Annotated in this window: 24 protein-coding genes and 1 tRNA gene; 7 read left to right on the top strand and 18 right to left on the bottom strand. The window is 70.5% G+C overall.

Features of this window, described 5'->3' with window-relative positions; genetic code table 11:
* Positions 1 to 50 precede the first annotated feature (50 nt).
* From ACFSCV_RS08290 to ACFSCV_RS08270, 5 genes are all read right to left on the bottom strand, one after another.
* Positions 51 to 1055 (bottom strand): autotransporter domain-containing protein, encoded by a 1005-nt coding sequence (locus ACFSCV_RS08290; RefSeq protein ID WP_378798794.1) that lies wholly within the window; start codon positions 1053 to 1055, stop codon positions 51 to 53.
* 208 nt (positions 1056 to 1263) lie between these two features.
* Complete coding sequence (locus tag ACFSCV_RS08285; RefSeq protein ID WP_378798792.1) at positions 1264 to 2646, bottom strand: dipeptidase; 1383 nt, start codon at positions 2644 to 2646, stop codon at positions 1264 to 1266.
* Between the two features lie 23 nt (positions 2647 to 2669).
* Positions 2670 to 3074 (bottom strand): type II toxin-antitoxin system VapC family toxin, encoded by a 405-nt coding sequence (locus tag ACFSCV_RS08280; RefSeq protein WP_378798790.1) that lies wholly within the window; start codon positions 3072 to 3074, stop codon positions 2670 to 2672.
* Entirely contained in the window at positions 3067 to 3312 is a 246-nt protein-coding gene (locus ACFSCV_RS08275; RefSeq protein WP_378798788.1) for a type II toxin-antitoxin system VapB family antitoxin, read from the bottom strand. Before ACFSCV_RS08275 ends, ACFSCV_RS08280 begins: the two co-directional genes overlap by 8 nt.
* Before the next feature lie 57 nt (positions 3313 to 3369).
* Entirely contained in the window at positions 3370 to 4956 is a 1587-nt protein-coding gene (locus ACFSCV_RS08270) for a helicase HerA-like domain-containing protein (RefSeq protein WP_378798786.1), read from the bottom strand.
* A gap of 140 nt (positions 4957 to 5096) precedes the next feature.
* Here ACFSCV_RS08270 and ACFSCV_RS08265 point away from each other — a divergent pair, with 140 nt between their 5' ends.
* The 4 genes from ACFSCV_RS08265 (at position 5097) to ACFSCV_RS08250 (ending at position 9238) form a co-directional block, all read left to right on the top strand.
* Positions 5097 to 5465, top strand: coding sequence for a hypothetical protein (locus tag ACFSCV_RS08265; RefSeq protein ID WP_378798784.1), 369 nt, complete (start codon positions 5097 to 5099; stop codon positions 5463 to 5465).
* Between the two features lie 104 nt (positions 5466 to 5569).
* Positions 5570 to 5977: a DUF4332 domain-containing protein gene (locus ACFSCV_RS08260; RefSeq protein WP_378798782.1), complete on the top strand. Its 408-nt coding sequence runs from the start codon at positions 5570 to 5572 to the stop codon at positions 5975 to 5977.
* A gap of 98 nt (positions 5978 to 6075) precedes the next feature.
* Positions 6076 to 6900 carry a dihydropteroate synthase gene (gene folP / locus ACFSCV_RS08255; RefSeq protein WP_378798780.1) on the top strand — a complete coding sequence of 275 codons (825 nt, stop codon included), beginning with the start codon at positions 6076 to 6078 and terminating at the stop codon, positions 6898 to 6900.
* Positions 6901 to 6985: 85 nt separating this feature from the next.
* Complete coding sequence (locus ACFSCV_RS08250; RefSeq protein ID WP_378798778.1) at positions 6986 to 9238, top strand: putative bifunctional diguanylate cyclase/phosphodiesterase; 2253 nt, start codon at positions 6986 to 6988, stop codon at positions 9236 to 9238.
* A 4-nt stretch (positions 9239 to 9242) separates the two neighbouring features.
* Here ACFSCV_RS08250 and ACFSCV_RS08245 read toward each other — a convergent pair whose 3' ends face one another.
* Complete coding sequence (locus tag ACFSCV_RS08245; RefSeq protein ID WP_378798777.1) at positions 9243 to 9443, bottom strand: CsbD family protein; 201 nt, start codon at positions 9441 to 9443, stop codon at positions 9243 to 9245.
* 175 nt (positions 9444 to 9618) lie between these two features.
* On the opposite strand from ACFSCV_RS08245, the gene meaB reads away from it, so the two are divergent.
* Entirely contained in the window at positions 9619 to 10620 is a 1002-nt protein-coding gene (gene meaB / locus ACFSCV_RS08240) for a methylmalonyl Co-A mutase-associated GTPase MeaB (RefSeq protein ID WP_378798775.1), read from the top strand.
* A gap of 13 nt (positions 10621 to 10633) precedes the next feature.
* On the opposite strand, the gene ACFSCV_RS08235 is transcribed toward meaB, so the two are convergent.
* From ACFSCV_RS08235 to ACFSCV_RS08215, 5 genes are read right to left on the bottom strand one after another with little or no spacing between them, the layout of a single operon-like run.
* Complete coding sequence (locus ACFSCV_RS08235) at positions 10634 to 11458, bottom strand: ABC transporter permease (protein WP_378798773.1); 825 nt, start codon at positions 11456 to 11458, stop codon at positions 10634 to 10636.
* Positions 11455 to 12648, bottom strand: coding sequence for an ABC transporter substrate-binding protein (locus ACFSCV_RS08230; RefSeq protein ID WP_378798771.1), 1194 nt, complete (start codon positions 12646 to 12648; stop codon positions 11455 to 11457). The genes ACFSCV_RS08235 and ACFSCV_RS08230 overlap by 4 nt, the downstream gene beginning before the upstream one ends.
* A 12-nt stretch (positions 12649 to 12660) precedes the next feature.
* Positions 12661 to 13434 carry an ABC transporter ATP-binding protein gene (locus ACFSCV_RS08225; RefSeq protein WP_378798769.1) on the bottom strand — a complete coding sequence of 258 codons (774 nt, stop codon included), beginning with the start codon at positions 13432 to 13434 and terminating at the stop codon, positions 12661 to 12663.
* The gene (locus ACFSCV_RS08220; RefSeq protein WP_378798767.1) at positions 13431 to 14504 is read right to left on the bottom strand and encodes an acyl-CoA dehydrogenase family protein; all 1074 of its coding nucleotides are present in this window, start codon (positions 14502 to 14504) and stop codon (positions 13431 to 13433) included. The genes ACFSCV_RS08225 and ACFSCV_RS08220 overlap by 4 nt, the downstream gene beginning before the upstream one ends.
* A gap of 9 nt (positions 14505 to 14513) precedes the next feature.
* A complete protein-coding gene (locus ACFSCV_RS08215) occupies positions 14514 to 15086 on the bottom strand; it encodes a carboxymuconolactone decarboxylase family protein (RefSeq protein WP_378798765.1) in 573 nt (190 codons plus the stop codon).
* A gap of 268 nt (positions 15087 to 15354) precedes the next feature.
* Here ACFSCV_RS08215 and ACFSCV_RS08210 point away from each other — a divergent pair, with 268 nt between their 5' ends.
* Both ACFSCV_RS08210 and ACFSCV_RS08205 read left to right on the top strand, forming a co-directional pair.
* Positions 15355 to 15723, top strand: coding sequence for a hypothetical protein (locus ACFSCV_RS08210; protein WP_378798763.1), 369 nt, complete (start codon positions 15355 to 15357; stop codon positions 15721 to 15723).
* 29 nt (positions 15724 to 15752) lie between these two features.
* Positions 15753 to 16019 carry a hypothetical protein gene (locus ACFSCV_RS08205; RefSeq protein ID WP_271200207.1) on the top strand — a complete coding sequence of 89 codons (267 nt, stop codon included), beginning with the start codon at positions 15753 to 15755 and terminating at the stop codon, positions 16017 to 16019.
* A 98-nt stretch (positions 16020 to 16117) separates the two neighbouring features.
* On the opposite strand, the gene ACFSCV_RS08200 is transcribed toward ACFSCV_RS08205, so the two are convergent.
* The 7 genes from ACFSCV_RS08200 to ACFSCV_RS08170 form a co-directional block, all read right to left on the bottom strand.
* Positions 16118 to 16193: transfer RNA gene (locus ACFSCV_RS08200), tRNA-Phe, on the bottom strand.
* 85 nt (positions 16194 to 16278) lie between these two features.
* Positions 16279 to 17508 carry an anion transporter gene (locus tag ACFSCV_RS08195; RefSeq protein WP_378798761.1) on the bottom strand — a complete coding sequence of 410 codons (1230 nt, stop codon included), beginning with the start codon at positions 17506 to 17508 and terminating at the stop codon, positions 16279 to 16281.
* 84 nt (positions 17509 to 17592) lie between these two features.
* Complete coding sequence (yacG, locus tag ACFSCV_RS08190) at positions 17593 to 17802, bottom strand: DNA gyrase inhibitor YacG (protein WP_378798759.1); 210 nt, start codon at positions 17800 to 17802, stop codon at positions 17593 to 17595.
* Positions 17799 to 18422 (bottom strand): Maf family nucleotide pyrophosphatase, encoded by a 624-nt coding sequence (locus ACFSCV_RS08185; RefSeq protein ID WP_378798757.1) that lies wholly within the window; start codon positions 18420 to 18422, stop codon positions 17799 to 17801. The genes yacG and ACFSCV_RS08185 overlap by 4 nt, the downstream gene beginning before the upstream one ends.
* Positions 18423 to 18479: 57 nt before the next feature.
* Entirely contained in the window at positions 18480 to 18698 is a 219-nt protein-coding gene (infA, locus tag ACFSCV_RS08180; protein WP_128777136.1) for a translation initiation factor IF-1, read from the bottom strand.
* A gap of 141 nt (positions 18699 to 18839) precedes the next feature.
* On the bottom strand, positions 18840 to 19256 hold the full coding sequence (locus ACFSCV_RS08175; protein ID WP_378798755.1) for an arsenate-mycothiol transferase ArsC: 417 nt from the start codon (positions 19254 to 19256) through the stop codon (positions 18840 to 18842).
* A gap of 54 nt (positions 19257 to 19310) precedes the next feature.
* Positions 19311 to 19799 (bottom strand): UPF0262 family protein, encoded by a 489-nt coding sequence (locus ACFSCV_RS08170; protein ID WP_378798753.1) that lies wholly within the window; start codon positions 19797 to 19799, stop codon positions 19311 to 19313.
* Between the last annotated feature and the right edge of the window lie 3 nt (positions 19800 to 19802).

Below are 19802 nucleotides of genomic sequence, written 5' to 3'. Positions count from 1 at the left end.
CGCGACACCCGGCAGATAGTATAGAGCCGAAGGGAGGAGAGCGCCGGGCCTTAGAACGATACGCCGAGCCGGCCGCGGGCGGCGTGGGTGGCGAAGCCGTCGCGGGATCCGTAGTCGTAGCCGAAATTCAGGTCCACGCCCTCGGCGAGCGACGTTCCGACGCCGAGTCCGCCGACCACGCCGCGCCCGGTCGGCGCGCCTTTCAGCGACTGGCGGATGCTCTCGCCCGCCGTGGTCGACGCGCGCAGCGGCGTGCTGTCAAAGGCCAGCATCTCGTCCGCGCCGACGAAGGCTTCGAGCTTCACGGCGTGGGTCGGGTCGACCTTGAACGAGCGCGCCGCCTTGAGCCGGAACGACCCGATCGCGGCCTGCGCCAGCCGGGAGCGGTAGCTGAAGTTCGTGGCGCCGCCGTGCTCCCTGTAGCCGGACAGGGCGTTGGCGTAGAGACCGACGCCGATCGAAGGCGAGACCTTGACGCCGTCGACGTCGACCGTGGCGCCGGCCTGCGCCGCGACGCGCGCGTTGCGCGCCACCGCCCGGCCGCGCGAGCGGTTCTCCTCAGGCCCGCGATCGATGGCGCGGAAGCCGATCACCGAGCCGCCGAACAGCAGCTTCGCGAAGGCGGAGCCCTTCTGCACGCGGCCATAGACATCCACGTGCTGGGACAGCGTGCCGCCGACGAGATCACCGGAGGACACCTCGCCGACACCCGACGCCGTCATGGCGCCGAGGACCACGCCGTTGCTGACCTCCCGGTCGACGCCGACGCGAAATTGCGACGTGTTGCCGCCGTATCCCAGACGCTCGCCGCGCTCGGCCTGACCGAACGAGGCCGCGCCGAGATCGACGAAGGTCTTCAGCTCCGTGATCGGAGCCTTCTCCTTGCGGTCGGCGTCGAGACGGCTGAAGGCCGCCTCGGTCTCCGCGTGGGCGAGAAAGATCCCGGCCTCGACCAGCGACTGGGCGCCGCGGAGGTCATCCGCTCGCGCAGGCGCCGAAAACGCCAAGGCGATCGCGCCGAGGCCGAACCCCGCGCGTGTCCAAAACGAAAGCATTCCGCGACTCCGAAGATACCGATCGGGCGGCCCGCACGGCGCGCCGACACGTGTCGTTCGCAATCGCAGTATGAACGAACATTCAGATTCCGCACCCCTCCCCGGGTAACAACCCTGTCATGCGGTATCCAGAGGGGGCTAAATGTGGTTTTTCGGACTCGGACCAGCTACCGGCGGACAACGCCATGCTGCATTGCAGCGTAACCGCTCAGGTCGCCAGCGCCGCGAGGATGCGTATCCACGAACGCGTTCCCTTTCGGAAACTTTCGAGATCGTACTTCTCGTTCGGCGAATGAATGCGGTCGTCGTCGAGCGCGAAGCCCACGAGAAGCGTGTCGAGGCCGAGCAGCCGCTTGAAGTCGCCGACGACCGGGATCGAGCCGCCCGAGCCGATCGTCACCGGCTCGGCGCCCCATTCCTCGGCGAGCGCGGTCCGCGCCTTGGCGAGCGTCGGGCTGTCGAACGGCAGCCGGATCGCGCGCGATCCCTTGTGGCCCTCGAACTCCACGGAGCAGTCGGCCGGCAGCCGCTCGCGCACGAAGGCGCGGAACGCCTGCCGCACCTGCGCGGGATCCTGGTCGCCGACCAGCCGGAACGACACCTTGGCGTGGGCCTCGGACGGAATCACCGTCTTGGCGCCGGCGCCGATGTAGCCGCCCCACAGGCCGTTGACGTCGCAGGTGGGGCGGGACTGAATCTGCTCGATCACCATCCGGTCCGGCTCGCCGGCGGGAATGGACAGCCCGATCGGACCGAGGAAGCTCTCCGCGTCGAGCCCGAGGCCGCGCCACTGCTCGCGCACCTCCTCCGGCGTCTCGGGCACGCCGTCGTAGAAGCCCGGTAGCGTCACCTTGCCGTCCGGCCCGTGCAGCGCGGCGACGATGTTCGCGACCACGTGGAGCGGGTTGCGCGCCGCCCCGCCATAGAGCCCGGAATGCAGGTCGCGGTCGGCGGCGCGGACGGTGATCTCCTCATAGACCATTCCGCGCAGCGCCGAGGTGATGGCGGGACGCCCCTCGCCCCACATCGCGGTGTCGCACACCAGCGCGACGTCGGCGGAAAGCTCGTCCTTCGCCTCCTCCAGAAAGCCCGGCAGGTTGACCGAGCCCGACTCCTCCTCGCCCTCGATCAGCAGGGTGACGCCGACCGGCAGTTCGCCGGTCGCCGCCTTCCAGCAGCGGCAGGCCTCCACGAAGGTCATGACCTGGCCTTTGTCGTCGCTCGCGCCGCGCGCCACGATGACCTTCCGGCCGTCCTTCGCCGTGACGATCTGCGGCTCGAACGGCGGCGTCGCCCACTTCTCCAGCGGGTCCACCGGCTGCACGTCGTAATGGCCGTAGAACAGCACGTGCGGAGCCGACGGCTTCGGCTGGGAGGCCAGCACGACCGGATGCCCCGGCGTCTCCCGCAGGGCGGCCTGGAAGCCGAGCGCCGCGAGGTCGCGCTTCAGCCAGTCCGCGGCCTCGCGGCAGCCGTGCTTGTAGGCGGGATCGGTCGAGATCGAGGGAATCTTCAGCAGCGCGAACAGCCGCTCCAGGCTCTTGTCGAGCCCGTCGTCGGCGGCCGCGAGCGCGCGATCGAGGTCGGACATGCGAAGCTCCTGCGGGATTGGCGTCAGGCGAGGTCGGTGTGCACGAAATCGTCGCCTTTGTAGAGCAGCGGCACGCCATGCGCCCTGGCGCAGGCGTAGGCGAAGCAGTCGCCCATGTTGAGCTGGACTCGATGCCCCGTGCCCTTGCCGTAGCGGGCGCGGGCGTTGATCGCGAGTCGGCCGATCTCTGCGGTGATGGGAATCGCTTTGATTCGCCCGGCCGTCACGAGATCATCCACGTCCCGCTCCGCCTGATCGAACGTGACACGCCGCCGCGATTGAATGGCTAGAACAGTTTCGAACAAGGCCAGAGCTGACGTGACCGCTTCGGGAGCGTCGGCGATCCGCTGCTTGAAGAGCTCTCGCTCCGGCTCGTTCAAAACGATCGCGCAAAGCGCCGAAGCATCGACGAACAGGCCCCTACTCATCGTTCAGGGCGTCGAAGAAGGCCTTATCGATGACGACGCCCGTATCCGGATAGGAGCTTACCCGATCGACGACCGCCTGCATCGCAGCCAGCCGGCGCTCCCGCTCCGCAGCCAGCGAAGCGTCGGCGAGAGCCTTCTCGCACGCCTCGCGGATCGTCTCGGTCAGACTTGTTCCCTTGGCCGCCGCAAGCTCGCGAACGATGCGGTCGGTCTCGGGATCCCTAACGTGGAAGGCCATAGCGTCTACACTCCATCCACCTACGTCTAGATGGCATGCAGGCGCTCCATTATCAACTCAGCGCTTCAGCAGGCTCCCCAACACGCCGCGCACGACCGACCGGCCGATGGCGGAGCCGGCGGAGCCCGCGATCGACTTGCCGATCTGGGCCGCGATGTTGCCGGCGGTCTGGTTGACCACGGTCCGGGTGACGTCGCGGGCGATGGTCTGGGTCGGCGTCAGCGTCTTCCCCCGGCCTGAGCCCGTGCCGAAGATCGTCTTGAAGATGCCGCCGATGCCGCCGGCGTCCGCCTCGACCGAGACCTGCTCGGCGGCGACGGTCTCCTGCGCCTTGCGGGCGAGCATCTCGTAAGCCGAATCGCGATCGACGACGTCGTCGTATCGGCCTGCGAGCGGCGACTTCTGGATCGCGGCGCGGCGCTCGTCCGGCGTCAGCGGCCCGATGCGCGCCGCGGGCGGACGGATCAGCGTGCGCTGCACGATCGACGGGACGCCCTTGGCCTCCAGCGTCGAGACCAGCGCCTCGCCGACGCCGAGCTCGGTGATGACCTGCGCGGTCTTGAGCTCGGGGTTCGGGCGGAACGTCTCCGCCGCCGCCTTCACCGCCTTCTGCTCCCGCGGCGTGAAGGCGCGCAGCGCGTGCTGGACGCGGTTGCCGAGCTGGCCCGCAACCTCCTCCGGCACGTCGATGGGGTTCTGCGTCACGAAATAGACGCCGACGCCCTTCGAGCGGATCAGCCGCACGACCTGCTCGACCTTCTCGATCAGCGCCTTCGGCGCCTCGTCGAACAGCAGGTGGGCCTCGTCGAAGAAGAACACCAGCTTCGGCTTCTCGACGTCGCCCACCTCCGGCAGGGTCTCGAACAGCTCGGACAGCAGCCACAGCAGGAAGGTGGCGTAGAGGCGCGGGCTCGCCATCAGCTTGTCGGCGGCGAGGATGTTGACGACGCCGCGGCCGTCGCGCTGCGTGCGCATGAGGTCGGCGAGCTCCAGCGCCGGCTCGCCGAAGAACTTGTCGCCGCCCTGTTGCTCCAGCACCAGCAGCTGGCGCTGCACCGCGCCCACGGTGGCCTTGGCGACGTTGCCGTACTTCGTCGTCAGCGTCGCGGCGTTCTCCGCGACATGGGCGAGCAGCGCCTGCAGGTCCTTGAGGTCGAGCAGCAGCAGCCCCTGCTCGTCGGCGACGCGGAAGACGATGTTGAGCACGCCCTCCTGCGTGTCGTTCAGATTCATCAGGCGCGCCAGCAGCAGCGGGCCCATCTCCGACACGGTGGCGCGGATCGGGTGGCCCTGCTCGCCGAACAGGTCCCAGAACACGACCGGGAACTGGTCGTTGACGTAGGGCGTCAGGCCGATCTCGTCGGCGCGCTTCTGCAGGAAGTCCTTCGGCTGGCCCATCGCGGCTATGCCGGACAGGTCGCCCTTGATGTCGGAGGCGAACACGGGCACGCCGGCGTCCGAGAAGCCCTCGGCCAGCGCCTGGAGCGTCACCGTCTTGCCGGTGCCGGTCGCGCCGGTGACGAGACCATGCCGGTTGCCGAACTTCAGCTCCAGGTACTCGCCCTTGAGCCGGGCGCCCTTGGCGTCGAAACTCGTCCCGATGAAGATCTTGCCGTCCTGAAGCATCGATTCCGTTTCGGTCATGGCAGCCGTCCTGTTCGCCGGGTTGGCGAACCTGCCACGGAGTTCCTGCGGAACCAAGATCGCGTCCGCCGTTCGGACCGCTTGTCTTCGCCGCCCCCCGGTGCTCAACATGCGCCCCACGAAACGACGGGATGAAACCTATGGACGAACTCGTGACGCGCCTTTCCGGGGCGGCCCATATCGAGCCGGCCAAGGCCGTCTCCGCGGTGAAGACGATCCTCGTGTTTCTCGACAAGGAGGCCCCGTCCGACGCGGTTCAGGAGCTCGTCCAGGCGATCCCCGGCGCCGACGCGGCGCTGTCCGAGGCCAAGGCCGAGCAGGACGATGACGCCGGGTTCGCAGGCTTCGGCGCTATGGCCGCCTATCATGCGCTGACCGCGGTCGGCCTGTCCGGGTCGGAAGTGCAGATCGTCACCAAGGAGCTGCTCGCGCACGCCCGCGAGAAGGTCGGCGAGGAAACCACCGGCCGGATCGTCGGCGCGATTCCGGGGCTTGAGGCGTTCATCTGAACGCCCGAGGGGGCAGCGACGCGCCCCGCGTTTGAGGCAGGCTCCGCGTCGCCCGCCGGGGTCCTTGCGTTCCGCAACGTGAAACTGGCCCGGGAGGCGCAGACATGTCCTACCCCATCCTCTCCATCGAAGGAATCGGCCCGGCCCTCGCCGAGAAGCTGAAGGCCGCGGGGATCGCCACCACGGCGGCCCTGCTCGAGAAGGCCAAGGATCCGAAGGGCCGCAAGGCGCTGGCGGGCGAGACCGGGATCGACGAGCGGAGGATCCTGAAGTTCGCCAACATGGCCGACCTGATGCGGATCAACGGCGTCGGCGAAGAGTATTCGGAGCTGCTCGAAGCCGCGGGCGTCGACACGGTGAAGGAGCTCAAGACACGCAACGTCACGAACCTCACCAAGGCGATGGCCGAGGTGAACGAGACGAAGAAGCTCGTCCGGCTGGCCCCGTCGGAAAAGACGGTCGAGAAGTGGGTCGAGCAGGCGAAGTCGCTGCCGCCGGTGATGACCTACTGACGCCCGCGTCTTCAGACCGGCGCGCTTTGGCCTTATGAAACGACGCTGCGGGCCGGGACCGGACCCGCAGCGTCGTTTCACGGCCAGAGCGAGCCCCCATGACATCCTCAGCCCCCTTCGCCGCCGCCCGCCTGTTCGACCGGGCCGGGGGGCCGCGCGTCATGGGCATCCTGAACGTGACGCCGGACTCGTTCTCGGACGGCGGCCGGTTCGCCGCGGTCGAGCAGGCCGCGTCCCATGCGGCCCGCATGGCGGCGGACGGCGCGGACATCATCGACATCGGCGGCGAATCGACCCGGCCGGGCTACCAGCCCGTCGACGCCGACGAGGAGATCCGTCGCGTCGTTCCCGCGATCCGCGCCGTGCGTGCGGCGACGGACGCGCCGGTGTCGATCGACACGATGAAGGCGGCCGTCGCGGAGGCCGCGCTCGACGCCGGCGCGGCGATCGTCAACGACGTGTGGGGGCTGCAGCGCGATCCCGACATCGCCCGCGTCGCCGCCGAGCGCGGCGCGCCCGTCGTCGTCATGCACCACCGCACCGAGGTCGATCCCGCGCTCGACATCGTCGAGGACATGAAGCGCTTCCTTGGCCACTCGATCGACATCGCGCTCAGGGCCGGCGTGCCGGAGCACGCGATCTGCCTCGATCCCGGCGTCGGATTCGGCAAGACGGTCGAGCAGAACCTGATCGCGATCCAGCAGGTCGGCGCGCTCGCCGGGATGGGCTTCCCGGTGCTGCTCGGGACCTCGCGCAAATCCCTGATCGGGCATATCATCCAGCGCGCCCCGGAGGAGCGGGTCCACGGCACGGTGGCGACTTCGGTGCTTGGCTGGGCCGCGGGCGCGACAGTGTTCCGCGTCCACGACATCCGCGAGAACCGGGACGCCCTTCTCGTGGCGAAAGCCGTGCTGGACGCCTGATAGTCCCCAGTTTCGTCGTCGGAGTTAAGCCGCGAGCAATACGTTTCTTCGGAGGGTGCGACCTGAAACCAGACAGCGGACGCACATGAACCGGGTTCCCGAGCGAGAGGCCGAACGCCTAACGGCGCTGCGCGCGGCGCATATCGTCGGAACGCCGGCGGACGAGGCGTTCGACTCCATCGTGGACATCGCGCAGCGGGTCTGCGGGACCGCCATCGCCTTCGTGTCGCTGCTGGACGAGAACGACGCCTGGCTGCACGCCCGGCGCGGCATCGACGACGTGACCTGCCCGCGGGAGCAGGCCCTGTGCGCGACGACGATCCTCGGCGACGACCTGCTCGTGGTCGAGGACGCGGCCCGCGACGAACGGTTCGCCCGCCTTCCGATCGTGGCGGAGCGCGGCTTCCGCTTCTACGCGGGCGCGCCGATCCTCGCCCGGCCCGGCGTCGCCTACGGCGCGGTCTGCGTGATGGACGTCGAGCCCCGCTCCCTGCCCGGCGAGGCGGCCCGCACGCTCGCCGACCTCGCGACGCTCGCCGTCCGCCTGATCGACGAGCGCCGCCGCCGCCGCGAGACCGCGGAGGCCCACCGGGCGCTGGACGAGCAGACCCGCGAGCTGGCCCTGCGCGCGCGCCGCTTCGAGCAGACTGAGCGGCTGGCACACGTCGGAGGCTGGACCTTCGACCTCGACACCAACATCGGTCAGCTGTCCGAGGAGACGAGCCGCATCACGGGGTTCACCGGGGGCGGCGACGTGCACTGGGACGACATCCTGCTGCTGCTCACGCCGGAGGATCGCGGGCGCCTCGAGGCCGACCGCCGCCGCATCGTGGAGGAGCGGCGGGCCGTCAGCAGCGAGTACCGGATTCGGACTCCCGCCGGCGACGAAAAGTGGGTCCACGTCATCGGCGACCTAGAGTGCGTCGACGGCGCGCCGCGCCGCCTGTTCGGCATCGCGCAGGACGTGTCGGAGCGGCGGCACGAAGCCGACCTGCTCGAACGCGCCGCCCAGACCGACTTCATGACCGGCCTTGCGAACCGAGCCCGGCTGAACGCCGTCGCCGAAGAGCTTCTGGCGCGCGACGGCCGGCCGTTCGGCCTGCTGCTGCTCGATCTCGACCGCCTGAAGACCGTCAACGACACGCTCGGCCACGCCCGCGGCGACGCGTTGATCCGCACGGTCGCGCACCGGCTCGCGGCGGCGGTCGACGGCGAGGGAATGGCGTTCCGCTGCGGCGGCGACGAGTTCGCAGCGGTTCTGTACGACTGTCCGAACGCGGCCGCGCTGCGCAGCGCGGCGCGCCGGCTGGCGCGGGCCGTCAACGTTCCGTTCGAGGTCGACGACCAGACCATCGTGCCGGCCGTGACGATCGGCGGGGCCCTTTCAGGCGTCGACGGCGCCGATCTGGAGACGCTGACCCAGAACGCGGATTTCGCCCTGTTCGAGGCGAAGGACAACAACCGCGGCGGCTATGTGAAGTTCAAGCCGGGCCTCAGGACGTCGATCACCCAGCGTATCACCATGGTCCGGGACATGGACGCCGCCCTGACCGAGCGGCGGATCGTCCCGCACTACCAGCCGATCGTGGAGCTCGCCACGACGCAGATTTCGAGCCTCGAGGCGCTCGCCCGCGTGCGCACGCCGAAAGGCCGGCTCCTGTCCGCCGCCGACGTCGCGCCGGGCTTGACCGACCCGAAGGTCGCCTACCAGCTCACCAACGCCATGATCGCCATGGTCACGAGCGACCTCGCGGGCTGGGACGCCGCCGGCGTCGAATGCTCGCGGGTCGCGATCAACGTCTCCATGGCGGACTTCCGGAAGGGCGATCTGGAGGCCCGGCTCAGCGCCGCGACGGCGCGGCACGGGCTTCCGCTGAGCCGGCTGACGCTCGAAGTCACCGAGACCGTGCTGCTCGACGGCGCGGACGCCAACGTGCCGCGCATGGTGCGCCGCCTCAGGGAGCGCGGCGTCCGGGTCGCGCTCGACGACTTCGGCACCGGCTTCGCCTCGCTCTCCCACCTTCGCACGCTGCCGGTCGACGTCATCAAGATCGACCGCTCGTTCACGCGCGCGATGGAGACCGACCGGCCGAGCCGCGCCATCGTGCAGGCGCTGATCGATCTGGCGCTGAAGCTGAACGTGAAGATCGTGGCGGAGGGCGTCGAGACGCCCGAGCAGGCGGAGATGCTGCAGGCGCTCGGCTGCCACTTCGCGCAGGGCTACCTGTTCGCCCGCCCGGCCTCCGCGCAGGACACGCGCCGCATGATGGCGCTGTTCGCGCGCAGCGGATCGTTGGGCGGTGGCGGCCTCGAGCGCTGGAAGGCCGTGCGTTCCTGAAGCCTTAGGCCCCGATGCGGCGGCGCGGCGCGAAGCTCGCGCGGGCGCCGGCCATGGCGCGGCCGAAGCTCGCCTGCGCCGAACCCGCGATCTCGGCCGCGCGGCCGCGCAGTTCGAGCGCGTGATCGCCGACCATGCGCCCCCAGGCGCGCTGGAGCTTGCCCTTGAGCTGCTTGACCGAGCCTTCGAAACGATCGCGGTTCATGGCGCACTCCCTGGCGAGCTGGATCGCTCGATCATCGTTTGTGCAGCTGAAACGCCGACACTGTGATGACGGTTGCAGCAGCGGGCGAAAATCGCCGCTGACTTTTGGCCCGGTCGCGCGGCGCCGGCCGGTCTGGTAGCGTTCCGGCCGCTCCCATCCAGATTCGAACGGCCCGTTGAGCTCACACGCCTTTCCCCGCGACGCGTCCGACGTCGCAGCCTTCGCCGACCGAATCCGTTCCGGAGACCGAGCCGCCCTCGCCCGGGCCATCACCTTTTCGGAATCGCGCCGCGCGGACCATCAGGCGGCGGCGCGCGCGCTGGTGCAGGAGCTGCTTCCGGCGACCGGCCACGCGATCCGCGTCGGCGTGACGGGCGTTCCGGGCGTCGGAAAGTCGACCACGATCGACACGCTCGGCAGCCGCCTCACCGCGGCCGGCCGCAAGGTCGCCGTGCTCGCGGTCGATCCCTCCTCCACCCGCACCGGCGGCTCGATCCTCGGCGACAAGACTCGGATGCAGCGGCTCGCCATGGACCGCAACGCCTATGTGCGCCCCTCCCCCTCCGCCGGCACGCTCGGCGGCGTCGCGGCGAAGACGCGCGAGAGCATGCTGCTGGCCGAGGCCGCAGGCTTCGACGTGATCCTCGTGGAGACGGTCGGCATCGGACAGTCGGAGATCACCGTCGCCGACATGACCGACGTCTTCCTCGTGCTGATGCTGCCGGGCGCGGGCGACGAGCTTCAGGGCATCAAGAAGGGCGTGCTGGAGATCGCCGACATCATCGCCGTCAACAAGGCGGACGGCGACGGCGCGGCGCGCGCCAAGTCGGCGGCGGCGGACTATCGCGGCGCGCTGCGCATCCTGTCGACGCAGGGCGGCGCCTGGACGCCGGAGGTGCTGACCATCTCCGGGCTCGCCGACGAGGGCCTCGACGGGCTCTGGGCGCGCGTGGAGGCCTGCCGCGACGCCCGCCTGCGGACCGGGGAGCTTGCGAAGCGGCGCGAGGGCCAGCAGGTGCGCTGGATGTGGACCATGGTCGAGGCCCGCTTCCGGGAGCGGCTCGCCGACGATCCCCGGCTCGCGGAGCGGGTTCCGGAGCTCGAACGCGACGTCGCCTCCGGCGCGCTGGCGCCGACGCTCGCCGCCGACGAGATCGCCCGCGTGCTGGGCTTCTGACGCCGCGACGCGGTCAGCGCTTCGGCGACCAGGCGGCGTGGGCCGCGCGGGCGGCGGCGTCGAGCAGGAAGCCGAGCGCCCCGATCACCAGCACGACCGCCGCGAGCTCGGAGTAGGCGAGCCGGTCGCGGGTATCGAGGATGAAGTAGCCGAGCCCGGCCGAGACGCCGAGCATCTCGCACGGCACCAGCACGATCCACAGGATGCCGATCGCGAGCCTCACGCCTGTCAGCACGTGGCCGGTCACGCCGGGCACGACGACGCGGGACAGGGTCTCCCAGCGCGTCGCCGCGAGGCTTTCGGCGAGCAGCAGCCACCTGCGGTCGAGCGCGCGCACGCCTGCGGCGGTGTTGAGCAGGATCGGCCACACCGCGGCGAAGGTCAGCAGGAAGTAGATCGGCGCGTCGCCGACGCCGAGCGCCATCACCGCGATCGGCATCCAGGACAGCGGCGAGATCATCCGCAGCAACTGGAACGCCGGCGTGGTGGCGGCGTCGAGCGCCTTCGACGCCCCGACCGCGAGCCCGACCGGCACGCCGATCAGCACGGCGAGGCCGAGCCCGACCGCGATCCGCTTCAGGCTGAGCGCGATGTGGGTCCAGAGATCCGGGCCGGAAGCGAGTTCGGCTAGGCTCGAAAACGCCGCGGCCGGCGCGAACAGGCGGGCGAAGGAGCCCGGCGCCGAGCCGAACTCGATCGCCGCCCACCAGATCGCGACCAGGGCGACGAGCCCGACCGCTCCGTAGACGGCGCCGTAGGAGCGCGCCCGGCGCTCGCGCGCCGCCGCCCCGCCCGCCGCGACGCGCTCCGCCCCGGCCGGAACCGCGGCTTCGCTCACGCGACGACCACCTCCTCGCGGGTCCAGGCGTCGGCGAGGCCGAAGCTCTTCAGACCGCCCGCGGCCTCGACCGCCTTGCGCACGAAACGGTCGTCGACCAGCTCGCGCGCCGCGACCGCGGGATCGAGCTCCGCGAGGAAGCGGTTGTCGCCCTCGATCGCGGTCTCCTTAAGCCGCTTCACCAGCTCCTCGGTGTAGCTCGGGAACGGATAGGGCTGGAAGTCGATGCGCCGCTCGCGCCAGTCCGGATGCCTGATCGCGCCGGACGTCACATAGGCCTCGAAGTCGGTCTCGGCCGGCGCCAGCACCTTCTCGAGCACCGCCTTCGCGTGCGGCGTGTACTTGTTCTCGCCGTCCTTCGACAGCAGAGCCGCGGTCTCGGCGCGGTTGTCGCGCGTCCAGAGCTGCGCCTTCACCATGGCGTCGACGACCTTCTGCGACCATTCCGGACGCTCGTTCAGGTCGCGCTCTTGCATGAACACGACGCAGCAGGCGTGGTCCTTCCAGACGTCCCCGGTGAAGCGCAGCACCTTGCCGACGTTGAGCGCCTCGGCCGCGGCGTTGAACGGCTCCGCCACGATGTAGCCCGCGATCTGCTTCGCCGCGAGCGCCGGAACCATGTCCGGCGGCGCCATGATGACGAGTTGCACCTCGTTCGGGGCGGGCTGTCCGCCCTTCTTCGTCACCGGCGTCAGCCCGTTCTCCTTGAGCAGGGCCTGCAGCACCACGTTGTGGATCGAGTACCAGAACGGCACCGCGACGGTCTTGCCGCCGAGTTGGCGGACGTCGGCGATGTCCGGGCCGACCGTCAGGCCGGAGCCGCCGGTGTGGTTCCACGCCACCACCTTGGCGGGCGCCTTCGAGCCGAAGCGCGCCCACACCGTGATCGGCGACAGCAGATGCACGACGTTGACCTGGCCGGAGATGAAGGCCTCGACGATCTGCGACCAGCTCCGGAACAGCACCGGCTTCTCGGCCTTGAGGCCCTCCTTGTCGAAGAAGCCCTTGCCGTGCGCGACCAGCAGCGGGGTCGCGTCGGTGATCGGCAGATATCCGATCCTCACGGGCTCGTCGGGGCTTTGCGCCCGCGCCTCGGCCGCGCGCAGCAGCGGCGCGGCGCCCGCGGCGGTGAACAGGGCGGCCAGCCGGACGGCGTCGCGGCGGGAGAAGATGAAATCGTCGGTGGGCATGGGACTGATCCGTCAGTGTCGGCGCACGGCCGAACGCAGGGCGGTGAGGATTTCGATGCGAAGCGCTCCGGTCTCGGCGATCGCCCCGTCGCGGGGATGGGGCAGATCGACCCGCCAGACCCCGACGACGCGCGCAGGAGCGCCCCCGAGCAGCACCACGCGGTCGGCGACGTTGAGCGCCTCGTCGACGTCGTGGGTGATCAGCAGCGCCGCGGCGCGCCGGCGCGCGACCACCTTGAGCAGCAGCGCCTGCATGGCGGCGCGGGTGACCTCGTCGAGCGCGCCGAAGGGCTCGTCGAGCAGCAGCACGTCCGGCTCGCGGGCGAGGCAGCGCGCGAGCGCCGCGCGCTGCGCCATGCCGCCGGAGAGCGCTGCGGGATGGAGCCGGCGCGCCGGCTCGAGCCCGACCTCGGCGATCGCGGCGTCCACCAGCGCCCGCCGCTGGGCGGCGGAGCGCTTCGGCTGCCGGCGGAAATCGAGGCCGAAGGCGACATTGCCCTCGAGCGTCAGCCACGGCAGCAGCGCCGGGTCCTGAAACGCCACCGCGACGCGCGGATGCGGGGCGGCGAGATCCGCGCCGCCTGCGAGCACGCGTCCCGAACTCGGCTTCTGCAGGCCGCCCAGCACCCGCAGCAGGCTCGACTTGCCGACGCCGCTCTGGCCGAGCACCGCGACGATCTCGCCCGGCGCGACCGCGAGCTCCAGATCGGCGAGCACCGGGGCCGGCGCGCCGGGATAGCGAATCGAGACCCCGCGCGCCTCGAGCGCGGCCCCCGCCCCGCTCACGCCGCGCGGCCCGCGTCGCGCTGCGCCGCGAGCGCCGCCTTCAACTGCACGAGGCTCGGCGTGATCACCGGCAGGAAGGCCGCCTCTCGCCAGCGCCGCGCGAAGCCCGCGCCGGGCTCGGTCAGGTAGCATTTGCCGCCGTTCGCCTGCAGCTCCAGCAGGGCCGCGGCGGTCGCGGCGTCGCAGAGCGCGATGCGCAAACTGAACAGCTCCGCCGGCCGGCCCTTGAACGAACCGTCGTCGAGGCCGTCGTAAAGCGCGCGGGTAGCCCCGGCGAGCCGTTCGCCGACGGCGTCGATCTCCGGCTGCAGCACGTGGCGGCCCGCGCCTGCGGCGGCGCGCGCCTCGGCGAGCGCGCGGCGGGCGAGGCCGATCGACATGCCGCACTGAAGCCCGAGGAAGGCCGGCCGCACCGCCGGCAGCCACGCCTGCGCGTCCGGCGCGATGACATCGTCCCGCGCGATGGACACGTCGGACAGCCGGATCGCCGCCGTCGCGGTCGCGCGCATGCCCATCAGGTCGAGATCGGGCGAGCGCTCGACGCCAGGGACATCATGCGCGATCGAGGCGACGAAGGGCTTTCCGTCCCGCCGCTCGACCGCCGCGGCGACCACATAGTTGCCCTGCTGCAGGTTGGTGACCCACGGCAGCTTTCCGCTCAGGCGGAAACCGCCGCCCTCCGGTTCGGCCGCGATCTGAAGCTCCTCGAGCCCGGCGAGGAACTTCATCGCGTTCGACAGCCCGGTCGCGCCCGCGACCTCGCCGGCGAACAGGCTTTCGAGCAGCCGCTCGCGGAGAGCGCCGTTCGGGCTCTGCAGCAGATACTCGATGTAGGTCCGATGGCCCCAGGTCACGAAGCCCGCCGCGAGCGACAGCTCCGACACCTGCGCGAGCGCCTCGACGGCGTCGGAGAGCGCGCCCCCGGCCCCGCCGGCGTCCCGCGCCGCGCCGATCCGGAACAGCCCGGAACGGCCGAGCCGGCGCAGCAACTCGGCGGGCTCGGCGGCTCCGGCGTCGAGCGCCGGGGCCGCGTCGTCGAGCCAGCCGGCGAGATCGCGGTCAAGCGTCATGGCTGTCGGTCACTCGGCCGCGCGCGCTTTCGCGCCATCCCAGCGGAAGGCTTCGAGCTGCGGGTTGAGCGGCGGCTGGCCGAGATTGTTGGCGAAGTTGCACAGCGTCGCGAGGCTGACGCCGAGCACGACCTCGAGCGCGGCCTGGTCGTCGTAGCCCGCGTCCTTGAACGCCGCGAGGTCGGCGTCCGCCACCTTGCCGCGGGTCGCGATGACCGCGTTGGTGAAGGCCTGGACGGCGTCCAGTTTGGGATCGCCCGTGCCGCCGAGCGCGCGCAGCGCCTCGACCTTGGGCTCCTCGATCCCGGCCTTGGCGAGCGCGACCTTGGTGTGGCCCGCGACGCAGAAGCCGCAGCCGTGGGTCGCGGCCGCGGTGATCTGCACGACCTCCCGCTCGGCGAGGCTGAGCGACGCCCGGCCGTTGATGCCCCCGACCGTCAGATAGGCCTCGAGCGCGGTCGGCGCGTTGGCCAGAACCCGCAGCAGGTTCGGCAGGAAGCCGCTGGCCTTCTCGGCCTTCTCAAGCAAGGGCTTCGCCGCCTCGGGCGCGTCCTCGATGGTGCGAAGCGGAAGTCTGCTCACGCGATTATCCTCGTCCAGATCCGAAATCCCATGGCGAAGCCGCCCGCCGGACCAGCCGGACGCGCAGCGACGCCACCCTACGCCAGATCGGCGGGGAAGCGGGCTCACAATAGGGAGCAACGTCGCACATTTAAACAATCATTTTTGTAGAAATATGGAAGAAGCCCCATGCGGGCTTTGGCGCCGGCCGCGGCTCGACAGCCGCGACCTGCGATGCGACGCTAAATCCGCGGGGGCGACGCGTCGGAACGGCATCGGACAGGGACCCATGGCGAAATTCGTGCTCTGCGCGCTCGGGGCTCTCGCGCTCGCCCTTGTCGCGGGCCCGGCGCGGGCGGAGGATCCGGTGACGGGCACATGGTCGCCGACCTGCGCGCCCTCCCCCGAGCGGGAGATCGACAACAAGCTGGAAACCATCGTGTTCTTCCAGGGCGCCGTGAAGTTCCGCGACCAGGAATGCACGATCGACGGCTGGGGGAAGAAGCGCAAACAGTTCCGGAGCGAGATCACCTGCTTCGCGAGGAAGGGCGGCAAGCCGGCGACCTACACGATCGCGGTCCAGCCCGAAGGGAAAAAACTGCGCGTCTCCGTGAGCGACCGCATGTACAAGCAGTTCGTCGAACGCTGCGACCTGTAGCGCCTGCGCCTGAAACGAAGGACGAAAGCTTGGCCCTGAACGACTGGAAGAAGCACCCCGGCGGCGGATTGGCGATCAACCCCATCGTCGGCTACGAGACCGCCGCCATGGTCGACGGCATGGCCGGCATGATCCGGCTGGAGTTCGCGCTCGACCCGACGATGCAGCGCAGCGACGCCGTCCAGCTCGTCGCGACGCCGAAACAGCTCGAGGACCTCATCCTCGCTCTGCGCGACCTCGCCGACAATCTGAACGTCTCGCAGGCCGTCGGCAGGCCGGCGGGCAAGCTGAGCTGACCGAACCCCGGCGCGGCTTCCGAAAGCATCGCGCCACCACGACATGCGGCCTGCCCTCGGCGGTCCGCATACGACCTCGGATCAGATTGTGCGGGAAATGGTGCCCGGGGGCGGATTCGAACCACCGACACGCGGATTTTCAGTCCGCTGCTCTACCAACTGAGCTACCCGGGCGGGGCTGGCGCGCCGGTTCGGCGTGCGAGCGAGCCGCCTTATAGGGGGTCGTCCGCGGGCTGTCCAGACGTCCCGCGCGCGCTCTTCACAGCAGCAGGATTCCGACCGCGATGGTCGCGACGGTCAGCGGCGCGCCGACCCGGAGATAGGTCCAGAACGACAGCTCCACCCCAAGCTTGCGCGCGCGCTCGGCGACGATGAGATTCGCGACCGAGCCCACCAGCGTGAGGTTGCCGGCGAGCGTCGAGGCCATGGCGACGACGAGCCACGCCCGCTGCGGATCGGCGAGCGGCGCGACGAAAGGCTCCAGCACCAGCACGGCCGGCACGTTGCTGACGACGTTCGAGAGCGCCGCGGTGACGAGGCTGAGGGTCGCCACATGGTCGAGGCCGAGGCCCGCGACCCAAGCGACGAGTTCGGGCGTGACCGCCACCTTCTTCAGCCCGGCGGTGACGACGAACAGTCCGGCGAACATAACCAGCAGCGGCCAGTCGATCTCGGCCCAGACGCGCGCCGGACGGATTCGGCGCGTCAGCAGCAGCGCGGCGCCGGCGATGATCGCCGCGGTCGCGACCGGCGCGACGGCGAGGAACGCGGCGATCATCGCGGCCGTGACGAGCGCCGTCTTCGCGGCCAGCGGCCGGTTGACCCGCGCCGGCGCCGCGTCGCCCGCCGGCGCGGGGAACCGGACGCCGGCGAAGAACTCGCGGCGGAACGACAGCGCGACCGCCGCGAAGGCGAGCGCGAGTCCGACCGCGGCCACCGGCGCAAGCGCGGCCGCGAAGTCGAGATAGGGCGCGCCCGACAGCGATCCGATGATCATGTTCTGCGGATTGCCCGTGATGGTCGCGACGCTGCCGATGTTCGAGGAGACGGCGATCGCGATCGCGTAAGGGACCGGGTTCCGGCCGAGCCTGAGCGCGAGCGTCACGACGAGCGGCGTCAGCACCACGCAGATCGTGTCGTTGACGAGGAAGGCCGACAGCACGCCCGAAGCCGCGACCACCGCGGCGAGCAGCGTCAGCGGCCGCCGCACGCGGGCGACGACGGCGCGGATCGCGAGCTCGAAGAAGCCGGACAGCTGGAGATTCGCGGCCACGATCATCATGCCGAGCAGCAGGACGATCGTGTCGTAGTCGATCGCCGCGAACACCTCGTCATGGCTGAGCGCGCCGAGGCCGAACATCAGCGCGCCGCCGACGAGCGCCGCGCCCGCCCGGTCGATCCTGAGCGGCGGCGCGGCCCCGAAGGCGACGACCGCGTAGGTCGCGACGAACACGGCGATGGCGGCGAGGGATACGACGTCGTGAGGCACGGGGGACCGCCAGCGGGATGCGCGGACGAGGCTCCGCGGCGGCCTAACTAGACGACCGCCGCCGGAACGCAACGTCCCGGCGCGTCAGCGGCCTTCGGCGTCGTCCGAAGGCGGAAGCGCGTCGTCGTCGGTTTCGGCCGCCGGCACGGCGTAGACGCCCTTCAGCCAGCGCGACAGGTCGATGTCGGCGCAGCGCTTCGAGCAGAAGGGGTGGAACTCGGCGAGCGACATCTTGCTGCAGATCGGGCACGGCCGCGCCGCCGGACGCCGCGGCGCTTCGGGCGTCGCGGTCATGCGCGCGCCGTCCATCCGCGGTGCAGCGGATAGCCCTCGCCCGCGAGCAGGTTCGCGGTCTCGCACAAAGGCAGGCCGACGACGGCGCCGTAGGAGCCGGTCAGCTTCGCCACGAACGCGCCGGCGAGCCCCTGGATCGCGTAGCCGCCCGCCTTGCCGCGCCATTCGCCGGACGCGAGGTAGGCCTCGATTTCCTTCTCCGGCAACCGCCGGAAACGGACACGCGTCTCGACCAGGCGGCTGCGCAGGCCGCCCTTGCGCGTGGTCAGGCAGATCGCGGTCTGGACGCGGTGGGCGCGGCCCGAAAGCAGGCGCAGGCAGTCCGCCGCCTCCTCCTCCGTCTCCGCCTTCGGCAGGATGCGCCGCCCGACGGCGACGACCGTGTCGGCGCCCAGCACCAGCGCGTTCGCGAGTTCGGGATCCTGCGCGGCCATGACGGCGCCGGCGCGGGTCTTGGCCTCGGCGAGCCGCAAGGCCAGCGTCCGCGGGCGCTCGTTGCGCTCCGGCGTCTCGTCGACCGTGGTCGGCAGCAGGGCCGCAGGCTCGACGCCGATCTGCTCCAGAAGCGCGAGGCGGCGCGGGCTGGCGGAGGCGAGGACGAGTTTCACGCGATCCGTCACCAGGCTTGCGGGTTCAACGGGCGGGGGCCGGCGTCGGGACGTCCCGGCCCGCTCCGCTCACTTGAAGCGGTACGTGATGCGACCCTTGGTCAGGTCGTAGGGCGTCATCTCGACCAGGATTTTGTCGCCTGCGAGGACTCGGATGCGGTTCTTGCGCATGCGGCCGGCGGTGTGGGCGATGATCTCGTGGTCGTTCTCGAGCTTCACCCGGAAGGTCGCGTTCGGCAGGAGCTCGATCACGGTTCCCGGGAATTCGAGCAGCTCTTCTTTCGACATGTGCTCTCGGCGGTGCGTACGGCCGAAACGCCGCACGATGCGGTGGTCGGTCGCAGTGAATACGATAGGGAGACGGGGTGATACCGGAATCCAGATGGTTCCACAACTCGGCAGACGCAAGCCCGTGAAGCGGAGCCCGCCTCACACCCGCGCCTTGGCCGCGTAGCGGAAACGGTCGCGGACGCGGTCGACGAGCGTGTCGCGCACCGCACGGTAGGCGTTGAGGGTCTGCTCGCGCGACCCGCCGGCGGCGAGCGTCGGGTCCATGGTCGGCCAGTATTCGACCTCGACGGGATAGCGCGCGGTGAGGTCCAGCGCGGCGTGGTGGGCCTCCGGCGCCAGCGTCACGATCAGATCGAAGTTCAGGTCTTCGAGATCTTCGAGCGAATGCGGCCTGTGCTTGCCAATCGTCAGGCCGAGTTCGTCCAGCGCCGCCTCGACGAAGGGATCGTTCTCGCCAGGTCGGACGCCGGCGGAGGCGACGTAGAGCGAACGGCCGAAGTAATGCTTGGCCAGCACCTCGGCCATCACCGAGCGGATGACGTTCTGCCCGCACATGAAGAGCACCGACTGGGGGCGCCCCGCCTCAGGCCCGCCTTCGGCCACGGAACGTCAACCCTTCCAGCTGAGGGCGGCGATCAGCGTGAACAGGCGCCGGGCGGTGTTGTGGTCGGTCTCGATCTTGCCGGCGAGCCGCTCGACGAGCACCTGCGCGCCCTCATCGTGCAGCCCGCGCCGTCCCATGTCGATAGCCTCGATCTGGCTCGGGCTCGAGGTGCGGATCGCGGCGTAGTAGCTCTCGCAGATCAGGAAGTAATCCTTGAGGATCTTCAGGAACGGCGTCAGCGAGAGAAAATGCGTCACCACGTCGTCGCCGCCCGCCGTTCCCACGTTGAGCGCGAGCTTGCGGTCGATCAGGCCGATCCGCAACGTGAAAGGCCCGTTCTCGGCGCCCGCCGGCGCGAACACGTTGTCGGTGACGAGATCGTAGATCGCGACCTGCCGCTCGTGCTCGATCTCCGGCGCCGCCCGGCCGATCGACGCCTCGTCGAGCGTCACCGAAACGAGCTTGCGGTTGGCGTCGGGAGCCGCGTCGGTCATCGC

This window comes from Methylopila henanensis, from assembly GCF_042681025.1.
Taxonomy (GTDB): Bacteria; Pseudomonadota; Alphaproteobacteria; order Rhizobiales; family Methylopilaceae; genus Methylopila; species Methylopila henanensis.
Note: the sequence above shows the minus strand (reverse complement) of the source record. Positions and strands in the feature narration are given on the sequence as shown.